The organism is Bradyrhizobium quebecense (assembly GCF_013373795.3).
GTDB lineage: Bacteria > Pseudomonadota > Alphaproteobacteria > Rhizobiales > Xanthobacteraceae > Bradyrhizobium > Bradyrhizobium quebecense.
The window spans coordinates 5,849,651-5,873,214 of sequence record NZ_CP088022.1; the positions used below are offsets into that span (position 1 = coordinate 5,849,651).

The 23,564-nt window shown below is 63.6% G+C and carries 28 protein-coding genes; 9 read left to right on the forward strand and 19 right to left on the reverse strand.

The features are described from left to right. Positions 1-51 precede the first annotated feature (51 nt). Together HU230_RS28210 and HU230_RS28215 are read right to left on the reverse strand one after the other, a co-directional pair. The gene (locus tag HU230_RS28210) at positions 52-1,140 is read right to left on the reverse strand and encodes a HigA family addiction module antitoxin (RefSeq protein WP_176528993.1); all 1,089 of its coding nucleotides are present in this window, start codon (positions 1,138-1,140) and stop codon (positions 52-54) included. Positions 1,141-1,167: 27 nt separating this feature from the next. Next, complete coding sequence (locus tag HU230_RS28215) at positions 1,168-1,464, reverse strand: hypothetical protein (RefSeq protein ID WP_176528992.1); 297 nt, start codon at positions 1,462-1,464, stop codon at positions 1,168-1,170. A gap of 191 nt (positions 1,465-1,655) precedes the next feature. On the opposite strand from HU230_RS28215, the gene HU230_RS28220 reads away from it, so the two are divergent. Genes HU230_RS28220 through HU230_RS28250 form a run of 7 tightly spaced genes read left to right on the forward strand, consistent with a single transcriptional unit; the run spans position 1,656 to position 6,142 of the window. Continuing rightward, on the forward strand, positions 1,656-2,174 hold the full coding sequence (locus tag HU230_RS28220) for a hypothetical protein (RefSeq protein ID WP_176528991.1): 519 nt from the start codon (positions 1,656-1,658) through the stop codon (positions 2,172-2,174). Next, positions 2,174-2,569, forward strand: coding sequence for an E2/UBC family protein (locus HU230_RS28225; RefSeq protein WP_176528990.1), 396 nt, complete (start codon positions 2,174-2,176; stop codon positions 2,567-2,569). Before HU230_RS28220 ends, HU230_RS28225 begins: the two co-directional genes overlap by 1 nt. 35 nt (positions 2,570-2,604) lie before the next feature. Continuing rightward, the gene (locus HU230_RS28230) at positions 2,605-3,861 is read left to right on the forward strand and encodes a HesA/MoeB/ThiF family protein (protein WP_176528989.1); all 1,257 of its coding nucleotides are present in this window, start codon (positions 2,605-2,607) and stop codon (positions 3,859-3,861) included. Positions 3,862-3,919: 58 nt separating this feature from the next. Further along, positions 3,920-4,408, forward strand: coding sequence for a ubiquitination-like system serine protease family protein (locus tag HU230_RS28235; protein WP_176528988.1), 489 nt, complete (start codon positions 3,920-3,922; stop codon positions 4,406-4,408). After that, positions 4,408-4,662 (forward strand): multiubiquitin domain-containing protein, encoded by a 255-nt coding sequence (locus HU230_RS28240; RefSeq protein WP_176528987.1) that lies wholly within the window; start codon positions 4,408-4,410, stop codon positions 4,660-4,662. Before HU230_RS28235 ends, HU230_RS28240 begins: the two co-directional genes overlap by 1 nt. Continuing rightward, a complete protein-coding gene (locus HU230_RS28245; RefSeq protein ID WP_176528986.1) occupies positions 4,649-5,137 on the forward strand; it encodes a hypothetical protein in 489 nt (162 codons plus the stop codon). The genes HU230_RS28240 and HU230_RS28245 overlap by 14 nt, the downstream gene beginning before the upstream one ends. An 18-nt stretch (positions 5,138-5,155) precedes the next feature. Then, positions 5,156-6,142, forward strand: a complete 987-nt coding sequence (locus HU230_RS28250) for a phosphotransferase (RefSeq protein ID WP_176528985.1) — start codon at positions 5,156-5,158, stop codon at positions 6,140-6,142. Positions 6,143-6,606: 464 nt separating this feature from the next. Here the strand turns inward: HU230_RS28250 and dhaK are convergent, their stop codons facing one another. The 13 genes from dhaK to HU230_RS28315 form a co-directional block, all read right to left on the reverse strand. Continuing rightward, positions 6,607-7,590 (reverse strand): dihydroxyacetone kinase subunit DhaK, encoded by a 984-nt coding sequence (gene dhaK / locus HU230_RS28255; protein WP_176528984.1) that lies wholly within the window; start codon positions 7,588-7,590, stop codon positions 6,607-6,609. Positions 7,591-7,626: 36 nt separating this feature from the next. Continuing rightward, entirely contained in the window at positions 7,627-8,049 is a 423-nt protein-coding gene (locus HU230_RS28260; RefSeq protein ID WP_224943655.1) for a hypothetical protein, read from the reverse strand. Next, the gene (ptsP, locus tag HU230_RS28265; RefSeq protein WP_176528982.1) at positions 8,042-9,661 is read right to left on the reverse strand and encodes a phosphoenolpyruvate--protein phosphotransferase; all 1,620 of its coding nucleotides are present in this window, start codon (positions 9,659-9,661) and stop codon (positions 8,042-8,044) included. The genes HU230_RS28260 and ptsP overlap by 8 nt, the downstream gene beginning before the upstream one ends. Position 9,662: 1 nt before the next feature. After that, positions 9,663-9,974, reverse strand: coding sequence for an HPr family phosphocarrier protein (locus HU230_RS28270; protein WP_176528981.1), 312 nt, complete (start codon positions 9,972-9,974; stop codon positions 9,663-9,665). Between the two features lie 22 nt (positions 9,975-9,996). Then, positions 9,997-10,389, reverse strand: coding sequence for a dihydroxyacetone kinase phosphoryl donor subunit DhaM (gene dhaM / locus HU230_RS28275; protein WP_092118687.1), 393 nt, complete (start codon positions 10,387-10,389; stop codon positions 9,997-9,999). After that, positions 10,386-11,009 (reverse strand): dihydroxyacetone kinase subunit DhaL, encoded by a 624-nt coding sequence (dhaL, locus tag HU230_RS28280; RefSeq protein WP_176528980.1) that lies wholly within the window; start codon positions 11,007-11,009, stop codon positions 10,386-10,388. The genes dhaM and dhaL overlap by 4 nt, the downstream gene beginning before the upstream one ends. A gap of 21 nt (positions 11,010-11,030) precedes the next feature. Then, positions 11,031-12,056 carry an ABC transporter ATP-binding protein gene (locus HU230_RS28285; RefSeq protein WP_176528979.1) on the reverse strand — a complete coding sequence of 342 codons (1,026 nt, stop codon included), beginning with the start codon at positions 12,054-12,056 and terminating at the stop codon, positions 11,031-11,033. Then, entirely contained in the window at positions 12,049-13,146 is a 1,098-nt protein-coding gene (locus HU230_RS28290) for an ABC transporter ATP-binding protein (RefSeq protein WP_176528978.1), read from the reverse strand. Before HU230_RS28290 ends, HU230_RS28285 begins: the two co-directional genes overlap by 8 nt. A 3-nt stretch (positions 13,147-13,149) precedes the next feature. Then, positions 13,150-13,350 (reverse strand): hypothetical protein, encoded by a 201-nt coding sequence (locus HU230_RS28295; protein WP_176528977.1) that lies wholly within the window; start codon positions 13,348-13,350, stop codon positions 13,150-13,152. After that, positions 13,347-14,309, reverse strand: coding sequence for a carbohydrate ABC transporter permease (locus HU230_RS28300; protein WP_176528976.1), 963 nt, complete (start codon positions 14,307-14,309; stop codon positions 13,347-13,349). The genes HU230_RS28295 and HU230_RS28300 overlap by 4 nt, the downstream gene beginning before the upstream one ends. Beyond that, the gene (locus HU230_RS28305) at positions 14,306-15,280 is read right to left on the reverse strand and encodes a carbohydrate ABC transporter permease (protein ID WP_210284171.1); all 975 of its coding nucleotides are present in this window, start codon (positions 15,278-15,280) and stop codon (positions 14,306-14,308) included. The genes HU230_RS28300 and HU230_RS28305 overlap by 4 nt, the downstream gene beginning before the upstream one ends. A gap of 75 nt (positions 15,281-15,355) precedes the next feature. Beyond that, the gene (locus tag HU230_RS28310; RefSeq protein WP_176528975.1) at positions 15,356-16,714 is read right to left on the reverse strand and encodes an ABC transporter substrate-binding protein; all 1,359 of its coding nucleotides are present in this window, start codon (positions 16,712-16,714) and stop codon (positions 15,356-15,358) included. Between the two features lie 609 nt (positions 16,715-17,323). After that, complete coding sequence (locus HU230_RS28315; RefSeq protein ID WP_176528974.1) at positions 17,324-17,788, reverse strand: RidA family protein; 465 nt, start codon at positions 17,786-17,788, stop codon at positions 17,324-17,326. Positions 17,789-18,326: 538 nt separating this feature from the next. Between HU230_RS28315 and HU230_RS28320 the strand changes: the two genes are divergently transcribed. Then, positions 18,327-18,578 carry a C40 family peptidase gene (locus HU230_RS28320; RefSeq protein ID WP_176528973.1) on the forward strand — a complete coding sequence of 84 codons (252 nt, stop codon included), beginning with the start codon at positions 18,327-18,329 and terminating at the stop codon, positions 18,576-18,578. A gap of 308 nt (positions 18,579-18,886) precedes the next feature. Here HU230_RS28320 and HU230_RS28325 read toward each other — a convergent pair whose 3' ends face one another. Then, positions 18,887-19,519, reverse strand: a complete 633-nt coding sequence (locus HU230_RS28325; protein WP_176534829.1) for a TetR/AcrR family transcriptional regulator — start codon at positions 19,517-19,519, stop codon at positions 18,887-18,889. Between the two features lie 94 nt (positions 19,520-19,613). On the opposite strand from HU230_RS28325, the gene HU230_RS28330 reads away from it, so the two are divergent. Next, positions 19,614-20,279, forward strand: a complete 666-nt coding sequence (locus HU230_RS28330; protein ID WP_176528972.1) for an O-methyltransferase — start codon at positions 19,614-19,616, stop codon at positions 20,277-20,279. A gap of 23 nt (positions 20,280-20,302) precedes the next feature. Here HU230_RS28330 and HU230_RS28335 read toward each other — a convergent pair whose 3' ends face one another. The 3 genes from HU230_RS28335 to HU230_RS28345 form a co-directional block, all read right to left on the reverse strand. Beyond that, entirely contained in the window at positions 20,303-21,628 is a 1,326-nt protein-coding gene (locus HU230_RS28335) for a TRAFs-binding domain-containing protein (RefSeq protein ID WP_176528971.1), read from the reverse strand. A gap of 27 nt (positions 21,629-21,655) precedes the next feature. Then, positions 21,656-22,240, reverse strand: coding sequence for a hypothetical protein (locus tag HU230_RS28340; protein WP_210284170.1), 585 nt, complete (start codon positions 22,238-22,240; stop codon positions 21,656-21,658). Positions 22,241-22,353: 113 nt separating this feature from the next. Continuing rightward, complete coding sequence (locus HU230_RS28345; RefSeq protein WP_176528970.1) at positions 22,354-23,493, reverse strand: patatin-like phospholipase family protein; 1,140 nt, start codon at positions 23,491-23,493, stop codon at positions 22,354-22,356. Between the last annotated feature and the right edge of the window lie 71 nt (positions 23,494-23,564).

Here is a 23,564-nt window from a genome sequence, read left to right on the forward strand (position 1 = left end):
AACTCCGAAGCCGCTTAGCTCGAGACCGGCGCATGCCCCGGAGGCTTGTTTTCATGTCCACTCGAAACGCTCGATCAAGCCGCTGAGTTGCCCGTAGCGCAAAAAGTTGCGCTTCTGCAACTGACCGACAACGATCCCCGGGGCAATCCCCAACTCGTTCGCAAACGACCGTACGGCTCTTTCAGACAGATCTCCGTCAGCCAAAAATTTGGAGAGCCGCGCCTGCGGAACGAGGAATTCGGCGGACCAGGCGTTTGCTTCTTCCTCTTCCTCCGGCGAGGCGCCTTCCAGTCCCGTCCCGTCTACGAACACTGTCTTTCGACTGCCGTGGAGGACGTGGCGCGCTTCGTGGAAGAACGTGAACCAAAAGTGATCGTTCGCCTTGTGGCGCAGAGTCTGCTGGATCATCGCCTTGCGTGGAGAGAGCCAACGGGAAACTCCGCTGAGCGACATCTTGCCTACCGGCTTTGTAAGAACGAATGCTACACCAGCCTTCGCGCACAAGCGCTCTATCTTCGGCAGGAACACTTCGATGCTCTCCAACGTTAGAGAGCGTATCTGCGCGAGCGACTTGAGAAACGTAGCTTTGTCGTACTCCGCACACTCGATGGACTCCGCCTCCATCTCCCCAAGTCTCAGCCACACGAAGAGAGAATTTCGATCCGTCACGTAAGTCGGAGAATGCCGGTACGAGAGAGAGAGAGATTCGAAGCCCGCCTCGCAGGCATCGATGCTGGCGACGCCGAAATACTTGAGAAGCTGTCTGACGGCATCGGCATTGTCCTTCGGCGGATCGATGAGCTCTCTTTCCTTCATCTCCTTGAGCGGGAAGTCCTTCGCCCAACCGTAGCGACCGGCAAGCTGTTGGTCCTCCTCCTTCCGGGCCAGGTCGAGCCTATAGTGGGTTTCCATCCCGAGCCACACGGCGGCGCTCACGGCGGTCACCCGCTCGAACTGCAATGCCGTCTCGGGCTCGAGAGGTGCCTTTCCGGAGAGTATCTCGACTATCAGCTTAGCGGAGCGTCCGCACCTGCGGGCGAGTTCGCGAGCCGAGATTCCCATGGCTTCGAGGCTTTCTTCCAACGCCGCCCCTGGGCTGATCGAATAGTCCGGCTCGAATGTAAATTGCTCACGTGTCATGATTCCCCTTTGAACTGCTGCGGCCGGTCATTCGACGCCGAGAAGCCTGACTGTCTTGATTGCGGTGATGGGATCGCCACGACGGCCTTGAGTCGCGAAACGCAGGACCTTCGGAGGAGACAGATCCAGCGTGAAGTCGCCACGAGACGCCTTCTTGAGGCAGAAAGGCTGGCAAGTCGGAACCTGTGCCAGGGTCGGTGCGGCCCTGAGCATATGCAACCGCACCTTGATCTTATTCGACAGCAGGGGTCCAAAACGCCGATCAAGCAGTTCTGCCGAACAGAAAAGGCGCTGGTCGGCAGCGCTTTCGAACAAGACAAGCAAGGCGGACCCATTGATTCGTTTAGCAATGGGAAACACTTTTTCCAGACCTCTGCAACTTAACTCGCTGCAGCATGCACAGAAAAAACAAAAGTGTTACCTAGTACGAAACATAAAATTTGACCTTTGGGGCCGAATCTGCGATTTGGTTCCCGGGGCGGCCCTTCGGCGCGCCGCTACTGGAGGACACGAACATGAGCGAGGCCGGCAAGATCGACGTAAAGGTCCGGTATCCCGAGGACGACGACAAACTTCACGACCACAAGGTTCACCGCGACGAAACCTTAGGATCCTTCAAATCCAGGGTTCTGGTTGCTTTCGGCCTGACGGAAGGAGTCGACGAGAAAGGCGAGCTGATTACCTTCGGCCTGTTCCACGAGCACAAGGCCCTGAAGGAACCGGAGACGCTGGGGTCGGTGGCCGGCGACGCTGACGAGCTCCATCTGAAGCTCGAGCGGCAGCGACACTATTTCTTCTACAAGAAGCACGAGATCCGGTCGGCCACGCCGACGGCGACCGGCGCCCGGATTAAGGCGATGATCAAGGCGGTCGATCCGGACTTCGATCTGAGCCACACTCTGATCGAGGAAGGCCATGGACACGGGGAGGACAAAGTGATCGAGGACGGCCAGATAGTCTCCCTCAAGGTGGACTCCGCGCATCCGGTCAAGCATTTCTTCTCCAAGCCGCCGACCAACTTCGGAGCGCGCTGATGCTGTCCAGCGTCACTGAACGACAATTCGAGCGGGTCAAGGAACGCTATCCGGAAGGTACTCTTCAGGGCCTGCCTTCCGGCGCCGCGTTGGTCTCGATACCGGGGATCGCACTGCCGCCGGGCTGGTCCGCCGCGTCGACCAACGTTCACTTCCTGGTGCCGGTCGGCTATCCCGGACCGCCGCCCGATTGCTTCTGGGCAGACCAGACGCTTAGGCTCGCCGGTGGAGGCCAACCTCAGGCCAGCAACATCCAGCAGATCCCCGAAACCGTCATCGTCGGCCTGTGGTTTTCGTGGCACGTCGTCGACGGACAGAGCAACTGGAGCCCCAACAGGGACGACCTGATGACCTTCGTTTCGATCGTGATCGACCGACTGCGACGCCCACAATGATCGAGATGATCTTCCCGGCCGGAAAGCTCCGCCGGTTGCGCGACGACATCTGGCACGAAGGCCTCGAGACCGCGGCAATCCTGCTCTGCGATCCCAAGCGCTCGGGCGACGACTGGCGCCTGGTCGTGAGGGAGATGCACGTCGTGCCGCCCGCGGCATGCCTGGTTCGGACCGCGACCGCGGTGGTGGTCGATCCGGCTTTCGGACTACCTATCGAAAAGAAGGGGCGCGTCGAGGGCCTGTCGTTGGTATACTGCCACACGCACCCGCATCAAACGAAACACGTCGTTTTCTCCCACATCGATGATCATGCCGAGATCGAACTCGCCAAATACGCAGAAGCCCGAATTCCGGGAATTCCGCACTGCGCCCTGGTCTTTGGCAGCGAGGCCGAAACCGCGCGGCGACTTGGCACCGAGGAGACCGTGAAAGTGACGGATATTCCGCACGAAACGGCGTCGACCTACGATCGCCAGATCCGCGCATTCGGAGAAGACGGCCAGTCCGCGCTGGCGCGACTGCGCCTCGGAGTGGTCGGATTGGGCGGCACCGGGTCCGTCGTGGTTCAGCAGCTCGCCCATCTGGGCGTGGCGGATTTCCTGCTCATCGACCCTGACGCAGTCGAAACCACCAATCTCAACCGCACCGTCGGATCGACGCCGAAGTCGGTCGGCGAACCCAAGGTTTCCGTGGCGGCTCGAATGATCCGGTCGGTACGGCCGGACGCCCGGATCGAGGAGATCGAGGGCGACGTCGTCGATGAGGGCCCTGCCAAGCGTCTCACCGAATGCGACTTCGTCTTCTGCTGCACGGATTCGCATGCGAGCAGGCACGTCATCAATCAATTGGCCTACCAGTACGGCATCCCGGCCATCGACATGGGGGTCGTCGTCGACGCGTCGGGGTCCACGGTGACCTTCGCCGGCCACGTTAAGGCGCTTGAGGATGGCGAGGCATGTCTTTGGTGTCTCAATCACCTCGACCCCAAGCAGATCCGCGAGGAGATGATGACGCCGGACCAACGCAAGGCCGACCCCTACGTGGTCGGCGCCCGCGTGGTGCAGCCCTCGATTATCAGCATCAACTCCACCGTCGCCTCGGCCGCGGTCACCATGTTCCTTTCGATGGTGACCGGCCTGGACGCGCCGGCGCGCTTCCTGGTCTACGACGGCAACCGACAGCGACTGTCCGGTGTGGTCGCGGAACGGAACCCGACCTGCAATTTCTGCGGACCGGACTCGCCGGCTGGTAGGAAAGACCTCGAACCACTTCCGGTGCGCCGTCATGGCTAGAGCCAGATCAATCAGTCTGCGCGGCACCGCGGAAAGGCACTCCGACGCGGTCGACCTCGTGCCCGAAGCCGGCGACGTGGCGCTGGTGCGGCGGGGCGCGCTGAGATCGTTGGCGATACGGTGCCCCGACGGCTGCGGCGAGGTCATCAGCGTGAACCTCGATCCGCGAACGGGCCCTGCCTGGAAGCTATACGACCGCGAAGACAGTCTTACGCTCTTTCCATCGGTGTGGAGAGAAAGCGGCTGTGAGGCGCATTTCATCCTTTGGCGGAACAGGCTGATCTGGTGCGACGTATCGGATCCGCATTCTTGGCGGAGCGAAGAGCTCAAAAGGCGCATTCACAAGCTGCTGCCCGCGCCGGGACTTCAACACGCGCATTACGCGGACCTCGCCATGCAACTCGACGTCATCCCTTGGGAGGCGCTCTGGACTTGCCAGGCGCTCGTGGCCGACCGCGTGGCTGTTCCCTCCGAGAAGGGCTCGCGCTTCGGGCTGGCGTCGGCGCCGAATGCTCCGCGCTCATCGAAAGTCGACAGGACGGCATGATGAACGAGGAGCGGCAGTATGCAATTTTGCTCAACGGTCAGCGCCTCGAAGCGCCAGGCCCGACGATAACCGTCATCCAGTTGCGCCTCCTCGCCCGAATTCCAGCCGGCCACGGAATCATCGTCGAGGGCGTCGGCGACCAGCCCGATCGCCTCGTGAGCGACACCGACACTATCGACCTTTCGGAATCTTGCCCGAGCGTCTTCTCGAAACCTCCCACGGCTTTCGGAAGCCCACCCGATGAACACGCGTAGGCGGAAAGTGATCTGGTGCGGGGGAAGTCCAGGGCAGGACTGTCTGGACGCCTGCAAATTCGGGAAACTCGATATCGAGAGCATCGCCGGACAACCATCGGCGGTGCATCTGCGGGATGGCCGTGCGATGATCGTGGCCTTGGACGACGGAACGTCAACCGCGGGGCTGCAGACCGATACCGCAACGATGCTGCGCAAAGCTCTGGCGCATGGGCTGATGGCCTTCGTGTCGTGCTCGTTCAACGACGCCACGGCGGTCGCCGTCGCATTGAAAAATTGGCGGCTCAACGGAATAGTTGGGATCTTGCCGCGCGGCGAGGAAAGCGATCTGCTCGAAGAGATCATTCGCGTGCGGGAACAGCCCACGATTAACGCGGAACTGCAGGTGGTTGGCGGCGAGTCGCTATCGTCCGAAGAGGAAATCCTGCTGAAGCGCGCGTTCGGCGACTGCTCGACGGTCAAGCTGGTGAAGTAGTCCACAGGAAGCGCGAAGGTGTTCTGCGCGTTCGCGAGCCTGCTGAATTCGCGGGTCGGACCGATTCCGTTGCCGTTCTTTGTAAAGTTCGACGGCCGCAAGAAGATCGAACGCGAGCTCGACAACTACCGGCAATGCACGACACTGCATGTTCCGTTCAATCAGCGACCCAACCTCGACGACGAACGGTGTTTGCTTTCTCACTCGAGCGGCGTGATCGTCGGCAATTTCGTCGAACAGTCCGAGTCCTTGATGGAGGCGATCGACCGCGGCGCCGGGCGTGATGCGCTCCATTCCCTCTTCGAGGGCGCGTTGCGCGGCTGGCGGCGCCAGCCGTTCTACGACAGCCAGTACGTCGCCGACGGAAGCGTGTTGCAACACCTTCGCCGGTCGCGACCCGGTACGTACAATGTCTACCGGCAGAAGAGGCTCGAAAAGCGCCAGCTTTCAGCGGGAGCGTCCGTCCGCTCGTTCGATGAACTCGACGCCATGCTCAAGGCGCTTCCCGCGATCAAGTACCGCTACGGAACGACGCATGGCGACCTTCATGGCAACAATGTCCGCATCGCCGGCGCGGACGCGATTTTGATCGACTTCGCATCCGTCGATTACGGACCGTTGACCGTCGATCCCGCCGCCCTGGACGTGTCTTTGATGATGGACACGTGCCTCGCAACCGATGGAGATTGGATACGATTGGCCGACGAGGTTTATGAGTTGCAAGCGCTGCGTGCGCCCGCCGTGCCGCCGCGGCCCGAGCGAGATGCAGCCAACCTCCTCGACGCGCTCCATTACATCCGGCAGACAGCGTTTGCCGTCCAGTTCTCGGACGTGGAATACCCCGTCGTCGTCGCACTGCAGTTGCTGCGGAAGGCGTCGTACGGCGGCGACGGCGCCGAGGGCCAGCGGCGCCGAGTGCACGCCTACCGTCTGGCGGACCGCATCATCGGTCAATTAGCCGACGAGCATCTCCGGACAGCCCATCGGACGCCCGACGCAGCGTGAAGGCCGGCGGGCGTATGCAGGCATGCCCCTTCCTTGAGCTCGCGATAGTTGGCTGGATCGATCCTGCCAGGATTATGAGTCAGAACTGGGTTCGATTCCGCTCGGGACGCTGTAGAGACCGGAACCGCGCCCGCTGCGGGAAGCCTGCTGTTTTAATTTTGTCGGCGAATACCGCGCGTCATCCTGCTGGTATTTGTGCTGGTATCGGCAGCAATCGACGATAAAAGTGCCATCAAATTCAAACGGTTATGGTACTAAGCGATTGCCGGCCAGGGGCACCACGCTTCGCCCTAGCGGGCTTCGCGGCGCAGCCACGCCAAGACTGCAAAGGCGAAGCGTGTCCGGCGAAGCTCGAGCGACGCGAGAGCGAAGACGGACGGCCTCATTTCGGCTATGGGCCCGCGGATTCCAATATCAGTCCTTTTGAGCTGCGCCGACATACATGCGGCCGACACCGGCGGCGATCACCATTTCAATGCGGCTGTGCGCACCGGGGCGTCCCACAGCGCCGACGTCTCGGCATCGAGCAGGCTCACGGTGAGCGAGCAACCGGCCATATCCAGCGAGGTGACGTAGCTGCCGACCAGCGAGCGCGCGATGCGCAGGCCGCGCTGCTCGAGCATGCGGCGCGCGGCGTTGTACATCAGATAGAGCTCGATCGTCGGCGTGCCGCCGAAGCCGTTGACCAGCAGCAGGGCCTCGGAGCCTGCGGGCGCGGCAAGATCGTCGGCAATGGCGGTCGTCATTTCCGATGCGATCGCGTCGGCCTCCGCGAGCTTGACGCGACGACGACCCGGCTCGCCGTGGATGCCGACGCCCATCTCCATCTCGTCTGCGCCGAGCGTGAAGGTCGGGGTGCCCGCGGCCGGGACGGTACAGCTGGTCAGCGCCACGCCCATCGAACGCGTCCGCGCGTTGACGCGCTCGCCGAGCGCCACGCAGGTCTTGAGATCGGCGCCCTTCTCGGCGGCGGCGCCGACGATCTTCTCGACGATCAAGGTGCCGGCGACGCCGCGGCGGCCGATGCTGTAGGTCGATTTCTCGACCGCGACATCGTCGTCGGTCACGATGGTGGCGGTGCGGCCTTCGGCGATCTCGGCCGCCATCTCGAAATTCATGCGGTCGCCCGCGTAGTTCTTGACGATGAACAGCACGCCGGCATCGCCCGCGACCGCCTGGGCGGCCTCGACGATCTGGTCCGGCGTCGGGGAGGTGAACACCTGTCCGGGGCAGGCCGCATCCAGCATGCCGTGGCCGACGAAGCCGGCATGCAGCGGCTCATGCCCGCTGCCGCCGCCCGAGACCAGAGCGACCTTCTTGCCGTTCAGCTCGCGGCGACGCACGAATTTGCGCTCGGCGCCCAGCACGACCAGATCGGCATGTGCGGCGGCGAAGCCGTCGAGGCTTTCGCCGAGCAAATTGTCGACCGCATTGATGAACTTCTTCATGGTGTCCTCCCCGCTTCGTCCGCTTGGCGTTTTCGCCTATTTTTCCCGCATGATGCCGATCAGGCGCCGCGTGAATTCCTGCAGCAGCGCGTCGAGCTCGGCATTGCGCTTGGCGCTGCCGAGATCCGGCAGATGCAATGTCAGTGTCCGCTCGTGCGAGCCTTCGCTCAGCCGGCCGACGCGGCGCGGATGCGCACGCGCATAGGCGCGCAAGAAGGCGGTCTTCGCCTGCGGCGGAAAGTGGCAGACATCGAAGATCGTGTTGAGATGCTGCACCGGGATCGGCACCGGATAGGCCGGATTGCTGATCTGGCTGACAAAGCTGCGGTTCTTGCCCATGGCATGGGCGAGGCGCAGCCGCATGCCGGACGGGCGGCTCTCCAGCACTTCCTTGAAGATGCGCTTGTAGACCGCAACCGCGCCGGCTTCGGGCGCTTCATCGGCCGCCGTGTCAGCCAACATTGCCTCCGCTGCTCAGCCGGTCGATGGTCTGCTTGATCTGAGCCAGCGCGGAGGCATTGACCGACAATTCACGCAGGCCGCAATTCAGCAGCGCGGGAAGACAGCGCGGATCGCCCGCCATGTCGCCGCACAGGCTGACGCCGATGCCGGCGCGGCGGCCGTGCTCCGCGGTCCGCGCGATCAGTTCGAGCACTGCGGGATGCAAGGGGTCCATCAGAGGGGCGAGAGCTCCGTTGGAACGATCGCAGGCCAGCACATATTGCGCGAGATCGTTCGAGCCGATCGAGAAGAACGACGCCTTGAAGCTCGATACCGCCAGGGCCGCCGCCGGAACCTCGACCATGATTCCGAGCTCCGGGAGCATCGCGGCAATGCCGTCCGCCTGCAAGCGCTGCACGATGCCGGCGAACAGCTTCCGTCCCGCCTCGAGCTCGTCCGCCGACGTCACCATCGGGAACATGACCTTGAGATTGCCGCGCACCGCGGCACGGGCCAGCGCGCGGAGCTGGACGGCAAAAATCTCTGGCCGGGCCAGGCAAAGCCGCAAGCCGCGCACGCCGAGGAACGGATTGGCCTCGCCATCCAGCGTGAAGCCGGGCACCGGCTTGTCGCCGCCGGCATCGAACGTGCGGATCGTCACGGGCCGCGCTCCAGCCCAGCGCAATACCGCGTCGTAGGCCTGGAATTGGGTCTCCTCATCTGGCAGGTCGCTGCGCCCGGCGAGCAGGAATTCCGTCCGCATCAGGCCGATGCCGTCGGCATATTGCGCGTCCGCATCATCGAGGTCGCCGACCCGCTGGATATTGATCAGGAGCTTGATGTGTTCGCCGCGCCACGAGGCCGTCGGCCGCCGCAGGATCGCGCGGGCGGATGCCCTGCTCTTGCGGTGGCTCTCGCGCCGCTTCTCGAAGATGCGCACCTGCTCGGCGCTGGGATCGAGCTCGAGCGTCGCGCCTTCGCCATCGAGCAGCGCCGTGGCGCCGGCATTTGGGATGGCGCCGAGTTGCACGACCATCGGGATACCGCGCGCACGCGCCAGCATCGCGACGTGGCTGGTCGGACTGCCATGCAGCAGCGCCAGGCCGCCGCCGCCGGACCAGTCGATCTCCAGGAAGCGCGACGGCGGCAGGTCGTCGGCACAGACGACGCCTCCGCTCGGGATCTTCAGCCGCTCGCCCTCGTCGCCGCGCAGGATGTGAACCACGCGGTCGCGCAGGTCCGCGAGGTCCGAAGAGCGCGCCTGCAGATACTCATCCGCCGCCGAATTGTACTCCGCGATCTGCTCGTCGAGCGTCGAGCGCCATGCGACGTCGGCCGGACGCCCCTCGCCGATCGACGCGAAGATCGCCTCGATCAGATCCTCATCCTCCAGCAATGCGACCTGGAATTCGAGGATCTGCGCGGCTTCGCCGCCGGCGCTGGCGGCAAGATCGGCGATCTGCCCGCTTGCGAGATCGATCGCCTTGCGCAAGGCGAGCGCCTCCTCGACCAGCGTGCCGGCGACCCGCTCGCCGCCGGCGCCCGCGTCGACGCGGACCAGCGGACCATGGGCAAAGCCGATCGAGGCGGTCCTGCCGCGGTAAGCCGTTCCTGCAGCGCCGCCCTGCATGCTAGCCCGCTCCATCCGGAAAATCGCTGGCAACCAGCTCGACCAGGGCCGCGACGGCGGCCTCGGCGTCGCTGCCGGATGCCTTGATCTCGATCGTGCTGCCGTGCGCGGCGCGCATCGCCATGATCTTGGCCACGCTCTTGGCATTGATCCACTCGGGCGCACCCGCGACCCGCACCGAGATCTGCGCCTGGAACTTCTTGGCGAGCTTGGTCAGCTTGACTGCCGGGCGCGCATGCATGCCCACCGCATGCACCAGCCGCACATTGCCGGTGAAGATCTGTCCGTCCGCTTTATCAAGCATGCTCATCATCCATCATCGCTTCGCCGACATCTCAATCGGCAGAGAGTTCCTCGGCCACGGCCTTGACCTGGGCCAGCGAGCTGCCGCCCGCCGCCTCGGTCGCCGCCATCACGGCGCCCTCGACGATCGGCGCGTTGCAGACGACAACGAGATCGCGCCGCGCAGGCTCAAGCATCTCCACCGCCATTTCGCTGTTGGTCTCGGCGCCGCCGAGATCGACCAGCACCGCGACACCTTTCGGCGACCAGGCGTCATTGATGGCGTCGATGATCAGCGGCACGCTGGTGCCCAATCCGCCGTCTGGATTGCCGCCGCAGAACGCCACCTTGACCTCGCTGCCGACCATCTGCCGCACCATGTCGGCGGTTCCCTTGGCGATGTCGCTGGAATGCGAGACGATCACGATCCCCACGGTGTCGGTCATGCCCGTGCCTCCAGGCCGGCGCACACCGCCTGCACCAGCACGCAGGTCGACCGCGCGCCGGGATCGACATGCCCGACACTGCGCGCGCCGAGGAACGACGCGCGTCCCTTGGTGGCCTGCATCGGCGCCGTCCGTTCGACCGCCTCGGTCGCGGTGGTGCGCACCCGCGCGATCAGATCCGGCTGGCCGGCCGCCGTCTTCAATGTCTCGAGCACGGGAACCAGCACATCCAGCATCGTCTTCTCGCCGACCTGCGAGCGGCCGCGCGCGCTCACTGCGTTCACGGCGCTGCCGAACACGTCGGCGAGATCCTCGGGCAGGTTCTTGTCGTGCGACAGCGCCTCGCCGGCGGCAAGAAAGAAGCTGCCATAGAGCGGCCCGGAGGCGCCGCCGACCGTCATCACCAGAGTCTTGCCGATCATCTTCAGCGCTTCGTCGAGCGGCTGCGCCGAGATCGCATCGAGCTTGCCGAGCACAGCTTCGCAACCGCGCTTCATGTTGGTCCCGTGGTCGCCATCGCCGATCGCCTGATCCAGGCTCGTCAGCTCCGGCGCGCTGGCGATGACCTGCTCTGCGGCCGCCTTGACCAACGACTTGATTGTCTCTGATGGCACCGACATCTCCTCGATCCTCTCGCCCCTCTAATGAACCGCCGCGGCAATGCGCTGCCCCGCGCGGTCGAAACACAATGGATGCACCAGATGCAGGTCGACCTCCTGGCCGGCCTGCAGCGGCTGATGCGGATCCGCCAGCGTCACCAGCGTTTCGCCCTTATAGTCCAGATGAACATGATTCTGCTCGCCGAGGTGCTCGACCCGATGCACGCGGCCGACCATCTGCCCGCCATTGCGCGCGCCGAGCTGAAGATGCTCGGTGCGAATGCCGACCGTCTCGGTTCCGGCCGGCACCGCGACATCGGAGAGCAGGCGAGCCGGCAGGAAGTTGATCTGAGGCGTGCCGAGCCGCGAGGCAACGTAGCTGCTGGACGGGCTCTCGTAGATCTCCCGGGGCGTGCCGAGCTGAAGCAACTGGCCGTCCCTGATCACGCCTATCCGCGAGGCCATCGTCATCGCCTCGACCTGATCGTGGGTGACGTAAAGGATGGTCGCACCAAGCTCGATCTGGATCCGCTTGAGTTCGAGGCGAAGCTCGGCGCGGAGCTTTGCGTCGAGCGAGGACAGCGGCTCGTCCATCAGATAGATCGAGGGATCGCGGACCAGCGCACGGCCGATCGCCACGCGCTGCATCTCGCCGCCGGACAGCCGGGTGGCGCGGTTGCTCAGCTTGCTTGCGATATGCAGCAGCTCCGCGGTCTGTTCGACGCGCTTGCGGATGATCGGCTCCGCGACCCGCCGCGCGGGAGAGCGTAGCGGAAACGCCAGATTGTCGTAGACCGTCAGATGCGGATACAGCGAATATTGCTGGAACACGAAGGCGATGTCCCGCGAGCCGGGCGGATCGTGCGTCACGTCGCGCCCGTCGATCATCACGGAGCCCGTATCGGGGCTCTCCAGTCCGGTGATCAGCCGCAGCGTCGTGGTCTTGCCGGCGCCGCTCGGTCCGAGCAGGACCAGGAACTCGCCGTCGTTCACCGTCAGCGACAAGTCGCGGACCGCATCCACCGCGCCGAAGCGCTTGTTGACGTTGCGCAGGGTGACGTCAGCCATGGCGCACGCCCTCCTCGCTGGCGGTCCGGATCGCAAGGCCGCTGCCGATATCGAACAGCGCCAGCCGCGCGGCGTTGAATTCGAGGCCGATGGTCTCGCCGATCCGCACCGAAGCGCTGGACGGCAGCCGCGCCGCGACCCGCCCATAGGCCGTGTCGACGGTGACGATCTGCGTGGTGCCGAGATACTCCGCGCCGAACACCTCGCCGCGAACGGCGCCCGCGTCGGCGAAGCGGATATGCTCCGGACGAACGCCGAGCGCCAGCGGCGCGCTGGCACGGTCCTCACGGATCTCCGGCACAGCGAGCCTCGTGTCATGGAAGCTGACCGCACGGTCGCCGGATCGCAGGCCGCCCTCGAAGCGCAGGAAATTCATCGGCGGCGAGCCGATGAAGTCGGCCACGAACATGCTCGCGGGCCGGTCATAGACCTCCTGCGGCGTGCCGATCTGCTCGACACGCCCCTTGTTCATGACGGCAATCTGGTCGGCCATCGACATCGCCTCGAGCTGGTCGTGGGTGACATAGACCGTGGTCGCCTTGATGCGATCGTGCAGGTCGCGCAGCTCACCGCACATCAAATGACGAAACTCGGCGTCGAGCGCGCCCAGCGGCTCGTCCATCAGGAACGCCTTCGGTCGCCGCACCATGGCTCGCCCGAGCGCGACGCGCTGCCGGTCGCCGCCCGAGAGTTTCGAGGTCTTGCTCGACAGCAGATGCTCGATCTGCAACATCCGCGCGGTCTCCTGCACGCGCTGGCGGATCTCACGCCGGCCCATGCCCTGGCACTTCAGGGGAAAGCCGATGTTCTCCCCGACATTCATGTGCGGATAGAGCGCGAACAGCTGGAACACGAAGGCGATATCGCGCGCGGCCGCGCGGTGGAAGGTGACGTCCTCGCCATCGAGCAGGATCTTGCCCTCGGTCGGCAGCTCGAGGCCGGCGATCATGCGCAAGGTGGTGGTCTTGCCGCAGCCGGAGGGCCCGAGCATCGCGAAGAATGTCCCGTCGTCGATCGTGAAGGTCGAGCCTTCCACCGCGGTGAACTGATCGAAGGACTTGCGCAGGTTTTCGATGCGGATCTGTGCCATGGCCTATTCCGGAAAATGGCTGACGATGACGAAGCCGACCGTGCCGGCAAGGATCGTCACGAACGAGTAGCTGTAGAGATCGATCGACCAGGGCTGCACCAGCATGACGATGCCGCCTCCGATCAGGGTCATCGCGATGGCCTCCCACGGCCCGCGACGAAACCAGCGCGCTACGCCACCTTTGGCAACCACTGAGCCGCTCATTTGCGCACCGCTCCGAAGGTGATGCCGCGCAGCAGATGCTTGCGCAACAGCACGGTGAACATGACGATCGGGACGACAAACAGCGTGGTCGCCGCGGCAACCGCCGGCCAATCCTGTCCGCCCTCGCCGATGATGAACGGGATGAAGGGCGGCATGGTCTGCGCCTCGCCGCTGGTCAGCAGCACCGCGAAGGCGTACTCGTTCCAGGAGAAGATCAGGCAGAAGATCGCGGTCGCCGCGATCCCGGTGACGGCCTGCGGCAACACCACCTTGCGCAGCGCCTGCAGCCGCGTATAGCCGTCGACCAGCGCCGCCTCCTCATACTCGCGCGGGATCTCGTCGATGAAGCCCTTGAGCAGCCAGACCGCGAGCGAGACGTTCACGGCGGTGTAGAGCAGGATCATGCCGAGCCGCGTGTCGGTCAGATTGAGCTGCCGGTACATCAGATAGATCGGGATCGCCACCGCGACCGGCGGCATCATGCGCGTCGAGAGGATGAAGAACAGCAGATCGTCCGCCAGCGGGATGCGGAAGCGCGAGAACGCATAGGCCGCGAGCGTGCCGAGGAAGACCGCGAGGAAGGTCGAGCCGAAGCCGATGATCAACGAGTTGACGAAGCGCGGCACGACCTTCGACGGCCCGGCGATCACCATGTCCCGCTGGCGCACCAGCTTGTCGTACCAGGTTTCCGGCGGCGGCAGCTTGGCGATGAAATCCGGCGCCTGGCGGGTCCGCACGGTGAACAGGTTCACGTAGCCTTCGAGGGTCGGCTCGAAGATCACCTTGGGCGGATAGGCGATGGCGTCGCTCTGCGACTTGAACGCGGTGGCGACGATCCACAGCAGCGGCAGGATCGTGATCACGGCGTACAGGATGACGAAGCCGCCGGCGAATGCCTTGGTGCGCGGCGAGGCTTCGACGATGGAATGCGCAGTGGATTTGGTGGCGGCGGCGGTCATCGTTGCTTCACCTTGTTGAGCGTCTTGATGTAGATGTTGGCAGCGCCGAACACGGTCACGAACAGGATGATGGCGAGCGCCGAGGAATAGCCGGTGCGCCACTTCTCGAACGCCGCGCGCTTCAGCGAGATCGACACCAGCTCGGTGGTCGAGCCCGGCCCGCCCGAGGTCAGGAGATTGACCATGTCGAACATCTTGAAGTTCTCGATCGCACGGAACAGCACCGCGAGCATCAGGAACGGCACCGTCATCGGCAGCGTGATCGACCAGAACTGCCGCCAGGGCGAGGCGCGATCGACTTCCGCGGCCTCATAGATGTAGTCGGGGATCGAGCGCAGCCCGGCGAGGCAGATCAGCATCACGTAGGGCGCCCACATCCAGGTATCGACCAGCACGATGGTCCACGGCGCAAGCGACACCTGCCCCGTCATGCTGAACGAGCTCGGCGGCACGCCGGTGAACAGGCTGATCAGGTAGTTGAACGGCCCGATCTGCGGCTGCAGCAGCAGCGTCCAGAAATTGCCGACCACCGCCGGCGACAACATCATCGGCAGCAGGATGATCGTGGTCCAGAAGCTGTGGCCGCGAAACTGACGGTTGATCAGAAGCGCCAGGCCGAAGCCTATGACCACCTGCAACGCCACCGACGAGATCACGAACTGCGCCGTTGTCTGCAGCCGGAACCAGACGTCCTCGTCCGTGAGGATGTCCCTGAAATTGTCGAGGCCAACGAACCGCAGCGGCAGATAGGACATGCTGAGGTTGAGATTGGTGAAGGACAGCCGGATCATCCAGATCAGCGGAAAGATGTTGATCGCGAGCAGCAGCGCAATCGTCGGCGCGACGAACAGCCAGGCGATGGCCCGGTCCGACAGGCCGCGGACGCGCCGCCCGGCGCGGGATTTAACAGGCTTGCTCACGCCTGGGATCGTAGCATGATCGGGTTGGAGGATCGTCGTCATCGTGTCCATCAGCGGGGCTCGGCCGGTTCGGATTCCCCGAGGCAGCCCTCGGGGAATCCAGTTCGGGTGAAGTGGGGGCGTCTACTATTGCGAGGCGACTTCCTTGCCCTGCTCCTTGAACACCTTGGTCCAGTCCTTGACCAGGAGATCAAGCGCCTGCTGTGACGTGCCCTTGTCGGCGACGACGTAGTCATGCACCCGCTTCTGCATGTCGAGCAGCAGCTGCGCGTAGGACGGCTCAGCCCAGAAGTCCTTGACGATGCCCATCGACTCCAGGAATTGCGGCGCGAACGCCGCGCTCTTCGGGAAGTCGGGCGCATCGACCACCGCCTTGAGCGCCGAGTAGCCACCGATCTGCCACCATTTCTGCTGCACGGCAGGCTGCGCGAACCATTTGATGTAGGCGAGCGCGTCGTCCTTGTGGTCGGAGGTTGCCACCACCGAGATGCCCTGCCCGCCGAGCTGCGTGAAATGCCCCTTCGGACCGGCCGGGTTGACGAAGAAGCCGATCTTGTCGCCGCCGACGTTCGGGTCCTTGTAGAGGCCGGGGAAGAAGGCGAACCAGTTCATCTGCATCGCGACCTGGCCGGACTTGAAGGCATCAAGTCCTTCCTGCATGTAGGCGTTGGTCATGCCCGGCGCCGTACAGCACTTGTAGAGCTCCTTGTAGAACTCGAGACCCTTGGCCGCGTCGGCGGAATTGACGATGCCCTGCATCTGGTACGGCTTCTTCGGATTATCGTAGGCGAAGCCGTAATTGTAGAGCACGTTGGTCACGCCCATCGTGATGCCTTCCGAGCCGCGCTCGGTGAAGATGTAGGCGCCGTAGACCTTCTTGCCGGCGATCTCGCGGCCCTGGAAGAACTCGGCGATCTGCTTCAGCTCGTCATAGGTCTTCGGCGGCGCCAGATCGCGGCCGTACTTGGCCTTGAACGCGGATTGAATCTCGGGCCGCGAGAACCAGTCCTTGCGGTAGGTCCAGCCCACCGCATCGGCCATTGCCGGCAGCGCCCAGTAGTTCGGCGTGTTCTTCGGCCACTGCGAGTAGCCGACGACGGTCGCCGGGACGAAATCGTCCATCGAGATCTTCTCCTTGTCGAAGAAGTCGTTGAGCTTGACGTACCATTTGTTCTCGGCGGCACCGCCGATCCATTGGCTGTCGCCGATGATCAGGTCGCAGAGCTTGCCGTGCGAGTTGAGCTCGTTGAGGAAGCGATCGGCGTAGCTCGTCCAGGGGACGAACTCGTATTTCATCTCGATGCCGGATTGCTTGGTGAAGTCCTTGCCCAGCTCGACCAGCGCGTTGGCCGGGTCCCATGCCGCCCAGCACAGCGTGAGCTGCTTGCCTTGTGCTGCGGCTTCCCCGCCGCCGAGAACCCCAACCGCAGCGGTCGCAACGACCGCGGACGCCACCGTACTGCGTAACCATCCCAATCTTCGCATATCCATTTCCTCCGTATCGTTGAAGCACCTAACTCGCCCGGCGCATCCCTGCCGGATTGACACCGAGACTTCGAAACCGAGTTGATGAGCGATGATGGAGAGCGAGACTGAACGCGTCCGGAAGTTGGGTCCGGATGGCGGGGCTCCTCCCACACATCAGCTCGATGTGCGATGTTTATCGTTTTTGTAATACTAAACGTATTACTAAATTCAGGACCCCGTCAAGCCGATTTTCTTGCGAACCTCAAGAGGGGCTGGCTGCGCTATCCTACGCGGAAGAATCGCTGCAGTGCACCAACGCCGATAGTGGAAAGCACCCAGCGCTGGGCTCTGCCTGATGTTTAGTGAGTCATTTTACTGAACGTTCAGCGCAATGACGAACGCATTGCCGCTTCGCCTTACGTCATCTGAAACGAGCGATGGCCAACGCGCCTGCCCGTTTCGCATCACCTCGTCAAAGCAAGGCGAACGCGATCAAACACGATCGACCGAGGGGCCTGCTTGTTGGCATGAGTGTCGTCCCGAAGCTCAGAAGCCGTCAATGCATGGACGCTTTTGGCTCAGATGCTCCGCGAAATTGGCACGGAAGGAAGAAGGCGCCGCTTCGGCCTAGCGCGCCAGCGCTGCGATCAGCTCGACTTCGATCGATGCGTTACGCGGTAGCTGCGCGACCCCAACGCTCGTCCTGGTGTGCAGTCCCCGCTCCGGACCGAACAGCTCCATGATGAGCTCCGATGCGCCGTCAGCGACCGCGGTCTGACCGCTAAAATCCGCCGCGCTGTGCACGAACACGGTGAGCTTCAGGATCTGCGTGACGTTGTCGAGCGACCCCAGATGCGCCTTGATCGCGGCCAATCCGCGGATCAGCGCCAGCCGCGCACCTCGTCTGGCTTCGTCCGGTGTGACATCGCGGCCAACCTGGCCGACGACATGCACCTTGTCGCCGTCGCGCGGAAGCTGACCGCTGACATAGATCGTGTCGCCATGGACCACGACCGGCGCGTAGGCGCCGCCGGCCGCCGCCGATATCGGCAGCTCGATGTTGAGTTCGTTCAGACGTTGCTCGAGGTTCACGATTGCATGCCAGCGAACTGGCCCTCCTGTCCGGATCGCGGCATGGCTTCTGAAGCAACGCTGGTCTGAGCGAAGCGGAGCTCCGTCTGCCGCGGGGCGCTTCTGTTAACCCGGTTCTGCGAGACGCGGTACCCGGGAACATGCTCTCGGAGCAATTCTGCCGGCGTCAGCGCTGTGCGCGGCTTTTCAGATATGCGCAGAGCATGTCGGGCCATGTCTCAGCCGCCAGACGGGAAATAGCCGTCATATTTTGGCCATAGCCCGTTTCTTAAAGCCCCGGGCGGGCCATGTCCCGCCTCTGTTTTGCGTCGCCTGGCCGGTGCGGTCGCTTCGCAACCAAATCGCAGATCATCGCTGCGCCCCTCCCACAATCAGGATGGTCTGCCAACAACAAGAGGACTTTGTAATGCGTAAAACTCTCGCGGCTGTCGCCGTGCTTTTGGCCTTCGCTTCATCCGCTGCTGAAGCTCGCGGCCGTCATCACCATCATCGACACCATGCACATTCCGGTCGCCCCGCTGCGTGGTGCGGGTGGTTCATGCGCACGCAGGTCGGCAGCGATCCGGGTCCGCAATACAATCTGGCGCGATCCTGGGCGCGATACGGCAGCAACGCAGGCGGCCCTTCGGTTGGCGCGATCGTCGTGTGGCGTCACCACGTCGGCAAGATCGTGGGCCACGAGAACGGCCAGTGGGTCGTCCAGAGCGGCAACGACGGACATGCCGTGCGCACAAGACCGCGCTCATTGGCCGGCGCCATCGCGTTCCGAAACGCTTACGCTTCGTTCTAGGAACCTCGACGCGATATACGAACCGTTCATCATCGCGACTTACGCTGAGGCGGGGTTTCGCCCTGAAGCCCTCAGACGGGCGCCGTCACCTGCGTTGACCAGGTGGCGGCGCCTTTTTCAGGAATGCATTGGTTTGCCTCGGAAACCGAAAAAAGTTGCGACGGCCTCTCAGACCGTTTCGTATTGGTCCGCCGCTTACATCAGCTTCTGCAATGGCGTGGCCGTTTTCACTGTGATCGGCGGCGTGCTCGGGTTTCTGTTGGTCGCCAACCACTACCTGTGAACGACGGCCGGATTTACAGCGCGCTTCAGCGCTTTGCGACACTCTTCAGATACGCGCAGAACATGTCGGCCATTGCGTCCGCATAGGTTTCGATCTCAGCCTGGCTTCGCGGGCTTTCTGAAAAATCCTTGCCCACCCTGCTCATCGTGGCCGTGATCAGATCGCCGGCCGTCGCCCGGACCGCGTCGGATGCCTTCGGCAATGCCTCGCGCATGAAGACCTCGACGATGCGCTCGCCCGATGCGCGCGCCTCGCGGGCTTCGGGCGCATCGCGATAGAGCGGCGCGGCATCATTGAGCGCGACGCGCACCGCGGCCTCCTCGCATTCGGAACGGATGAAGGCGTGCACCAGCGAACGCAACCGCTGCAATGGCGGCCGCGTGCGATCGGCGAGAATGGTGCGCAGCAGGCTGGAGTTCTGCCGCCACTCATCGCTCTGCAGCCGGAACAGGATCGACGCCTTGTTCGGAAAATACTGGTACAGCGAGCCGACGCTGACGCCGGCCCTCTCGGCCACCCGTGCCGTGGTGAAACGCTGCGCGCCCTCCTTCGTCAAAACCTGAACAGCAGCATCGAGGATCGCCGCGACGAGCTCGGCCGAGCGAGCCTGTTGCGGCTGTTTTCGCGAGGAAATTGAAGTGCTTCGCCGTCCGGCCATGAACGCCCTGAGGAATGCGATTAGCGAATGCGAATAATTATTCGTATTTCTGGCGAGGCGCAAGGACGCGCCGCTTCTCAGACCGGAGACCGACATGACCACCCTCATTTCGCCTGAGCTCGCGGGCCTGCTCGACCGTCTGCTCGCGCAAGCTTCCGCCGCTGACGAGGAGACCCAGCTCGCGGTGGCCGACCTTTCCGAGGCGGAACAGGCGCGCCTGATGCGGAGCAAGACCGACTACCGCGCGCTCTACGGCCGCCTGAACAATGTGCCGCTCGCGGTCTCCCGCGAGACCGGTGCCCTGCTCTACATGCTGGCGCGCGGCGCGCGGGCGCGGAACATCGTCGAGTTCGGCACTTCGTTCGGCATCTCAACGCTGCACCTCGCCGCCGCGCTGCGCGACAATGGCGGCGGCCGGCTGATCACATCCGAGTTCGAGCCGTCCAAGGTGGCGCGTGCCCGGGACAATCTCGCCGCCGGCCGCCTCGACGACCTGGTCGAGATCCGCGAGGGCGACGCGCTCAAGACGCTGCGCGCCGATCTGCCCGATACGATCGACCTCGTGCTACTCGACGGCGCCAAGGCGCTCTACCCCGACATCCTCGATCTCGTGGAGCGCCGCCTGAAGCCGGGCGCCTTCGTCGTCGCCGACAATGCCGACCACAGCCCCGACTATCTGGCACGGGTCCGCTCGCCGGCGAGCGGCTATTTGTCGGTGCCGTTCGGCGACGACGTCGAGCTGTCGATGCGGCTTAGTTGAGCGGATACTGGCGGAGCGCGCGATCAAGCCGTCTTGATTTTGTCGATGATGGCGGACAACCGCGCGCGCTTTGCTGGGTCGGTGACGTATTGGAGACTGCCTTCGAGGTCGCGAAGGACGCTGCCCACTTTCCATTTCGCTTGCCCCTCGGCAACCACCTGCATTGCCACTTCCTCGGCCTTGTCGGGATCACCGAGATCAAAGGCCGCGGCAAGCTGCGTCGGGCGCAGCCATTCGTCGGCAAGCTGCAATCGTCTGGCCCGCTCGCAGGCGGCAATCGCGACCCGCACGGTGGCCTGCGCAAGATCCTCGTCGCCCGGGTTCCCCCGAGCACGATAGAGACGGGGCAAGTTGCTGGAGCAATAATAGGCGTTGAGATCGAGCTCCATACCCTGCTGATAACAGTCGATCGCCTTCTCGAGCTCCTCCTTGCGGCGAGGAGCGTCGGCCGGTGCGGCTCTGGCGAGGCGTTTGTGGCGGCCACCCATCAACCCGAGCCGTTCCGGCGTCGGCCCCGCGAAATCAATCAATGTCTGGATCTCGGCAATGGCCTGGATGTCGTCGCCGGCCTGGGCCGCGGCAAATGCACGATTTTCCTGCACTTCAGGTTCGTTGGCGAAGCGGTCGGGAAGCTTGCTAATGAAGTCCAGCACGATGTTCCAGTCGGCGGCATCGTTGACGCAGTCGCGCAGCATCAGCAACAAAGCTAGCGCCTTTGCATAAGTGGCGGGCGGACTTCCCTCGGTCGCGATCAGCGCTTGGGCCCGCGCCATGCGCTGATCCGGGGCCGCCGCGCGCACCGCGCGTATCTTGGTCTGAAACGCGGCTTGCTCGGCGAGTTGACCTCGCATCGACGTTGCCTTGCGCGGATCGACCTTGTCAGGAAAACCCGGGATCGACTGATGCATCGGCGAAATCCCGGCGGCGAGCGTCTTGATAGGATCCTTGATGGCAGCCTGCATCGCGGTGGCGGTCGCCTCGGTGATCTCACCTTCGGGCAGCGGGTAACGGACAGTCCGTATCTGGACGACGTCGAACAACTGCTTGGACCAGTCGGCCGCAAGCAGGACGCATCCCGTCTCCTGTGATGCGTGGCGAATGCCGACCTCATAATAGACGTTGCCATTCGGGATCGTCATGTCGGCCAGCACGAGGTCGGCGAAGTAGATCCGCTCCAGCATTTCGCTGACGATCAGCGCGCTGGTGTCCTGGTCGGCACGCACCGGCTGATAGCCCAGTGCCTTGATGGCCGGAACGTAAGCCCGATCCCAGAGCGCGTTAAAATCGATCTCGGCTGGACCAAACTTGGGGTCGGCCTGGGTCGGCTTGCGGCCGTAAGGCATGATCATGAAACACGACGGCATCTTCCAATTCCTTCAGTCCCACAATTTTCTCGTATCCAGCCAGTAAATCCAGGTCGTCTTGCGCCCCGCCTCTTCCATCAGGTGCTTCGCACCGCCAGGGCCATCGCCGCCCTCGCCGTTCCACAGGCAGATGAAGGCGATCTTCTCGTCGCCGAACCGGGCGGCGCGCTGCAGCATCCATTGATTGTCGCGCTCGTAGGCGTTTTCGCCGGCCGGCAGCGGTCCGAGTTCATCGGGCATGACGTGGAGCGTCGCTTTCGATTTCGCCGCGAAATAGCGCGCACGCCAATTGCCACCGGCGAAATCCACCGAGCTGGCGAGGAAGGTCGGCTCATCGAACGGAATGTAGATCTCAAGCCGCATGCCCTGCGCGAGAGCGGCTTCCGCAAACAGGAGATCGCCACCGCAGGCCGCGCCGCAGATTGCAAGATCGCCTTCGCGGACCCCGATCCGCACAAGCGCTGCGGCGATCGCAGCGGCCGCAGCAGGCTCCTTGTCCGGGGAAAAGCGTGGCGTTTTTCGATCTGGCGCATCGATCATGTGACCGCTGAAGAGAACCACCGTGTTCGGTGATTTGGCGTCTTGTTCCGTGGTCATCGCGACACCTCGACTCATGATTGGATCATTGTGTCCAGGTGACGAACTTAACTGAAGCTAAATTCCTTGTCGAAGCCGGGATCCGCGTGTTGCGACGCGCGCTCCGCGCGGCACTACGTGAGATCGAAGGCCTGTGGGAAATGTTCCGGCCTGACCTGCTCCTTCGCGGCGAGCTGTCCGATCCCGGCGAGTTCGTCCATGTTCTTCGGGTCGTCCATCGCTGCGACCTTCGCAAGCGCGTCCGGCGTCCGATCGATGCGGAGCTTCTCCTTCAGCCAAGCCGTTTCCAGCAGCACGTTGTACCGCGCATAGGTCGCGAGTTGCGGCCCGTTCTGGCTGTCCGCGATCATATCCGTCACCGCGCGATCGATCGGCCACGGCGTCAGGCAGTTGGTCAGCCATTGCAGCATGCCGTGATTGTGCCGGCTGCAATCGTCCATGAGCGATTGCAGCGAGCGTACACCCTGCTCCGCCGCCGGCATGTGAACGATCTGGTCGGTCGAATAGGTTGCCTTGAATACGCCGGTACCCGCCGAGATCAGCAAGAGCTTGTCCTTGCCGGTATGCCAGCGAAAGCCATGGCCATGGAGTACCGCGAGCATCAGGAGTTGCAGAGCCGGATCGTTGAACGGGCTGACGCCGCCGTCGACGAAGGCGCCGTTGACCGTGTGACCGTCGCGCGCCGAGATCGTGATCTCCTCCGGTTTGAAATAGGTTGGCGCTGCGGTGCTGGCGCGCACCACTTGGGTCAACCGCAACGCGCCGTCCTGTTTGGCAAAGACGGCGTCCGGATTGTTATGCAACGGCCAGGGGCTGCCGGTATCAAGCCGCTTGGTCATGATCATCAAGCCGGTACGGATGCGATCGCCGCCCATCACGGTGTCGGCGCCGAGCTGCGCATCGAGCGCGCGCTGCAAGGCGTCGGAATTGAATTTCGGCGCCAAGAGCCCCCGCCGCCAGAACGATTCCTGAAAGATGTCCGTGCCGATCGAGCGATATAACTTCTTCAAGGCGTCCACGGTCATGCCGCAGGCAAGCCCGGCTGCGATGATCGACCCGGTCGAGGTGCCCCCGATCAGATCGAAGTAATCGCAAAGCAGCAGGTCGTTCCTGCCGAAGCGTTGGCGCAACATCGTCTCGATGGCTCCGACATATTCGAGCGTCAGAATGCCGCGAATGCCGCCACCGTCGAGCGCCAATATCCGTTTCGGCCCGGCGTCACGATCGAGATGCTGCTGCTTGGTCTTCGGCATGACTGCCCCCCGACTATGATTTTTGCTGATCTCGATACGGCCGGCCGATCACGGCCGAAGGCTCAATTGGT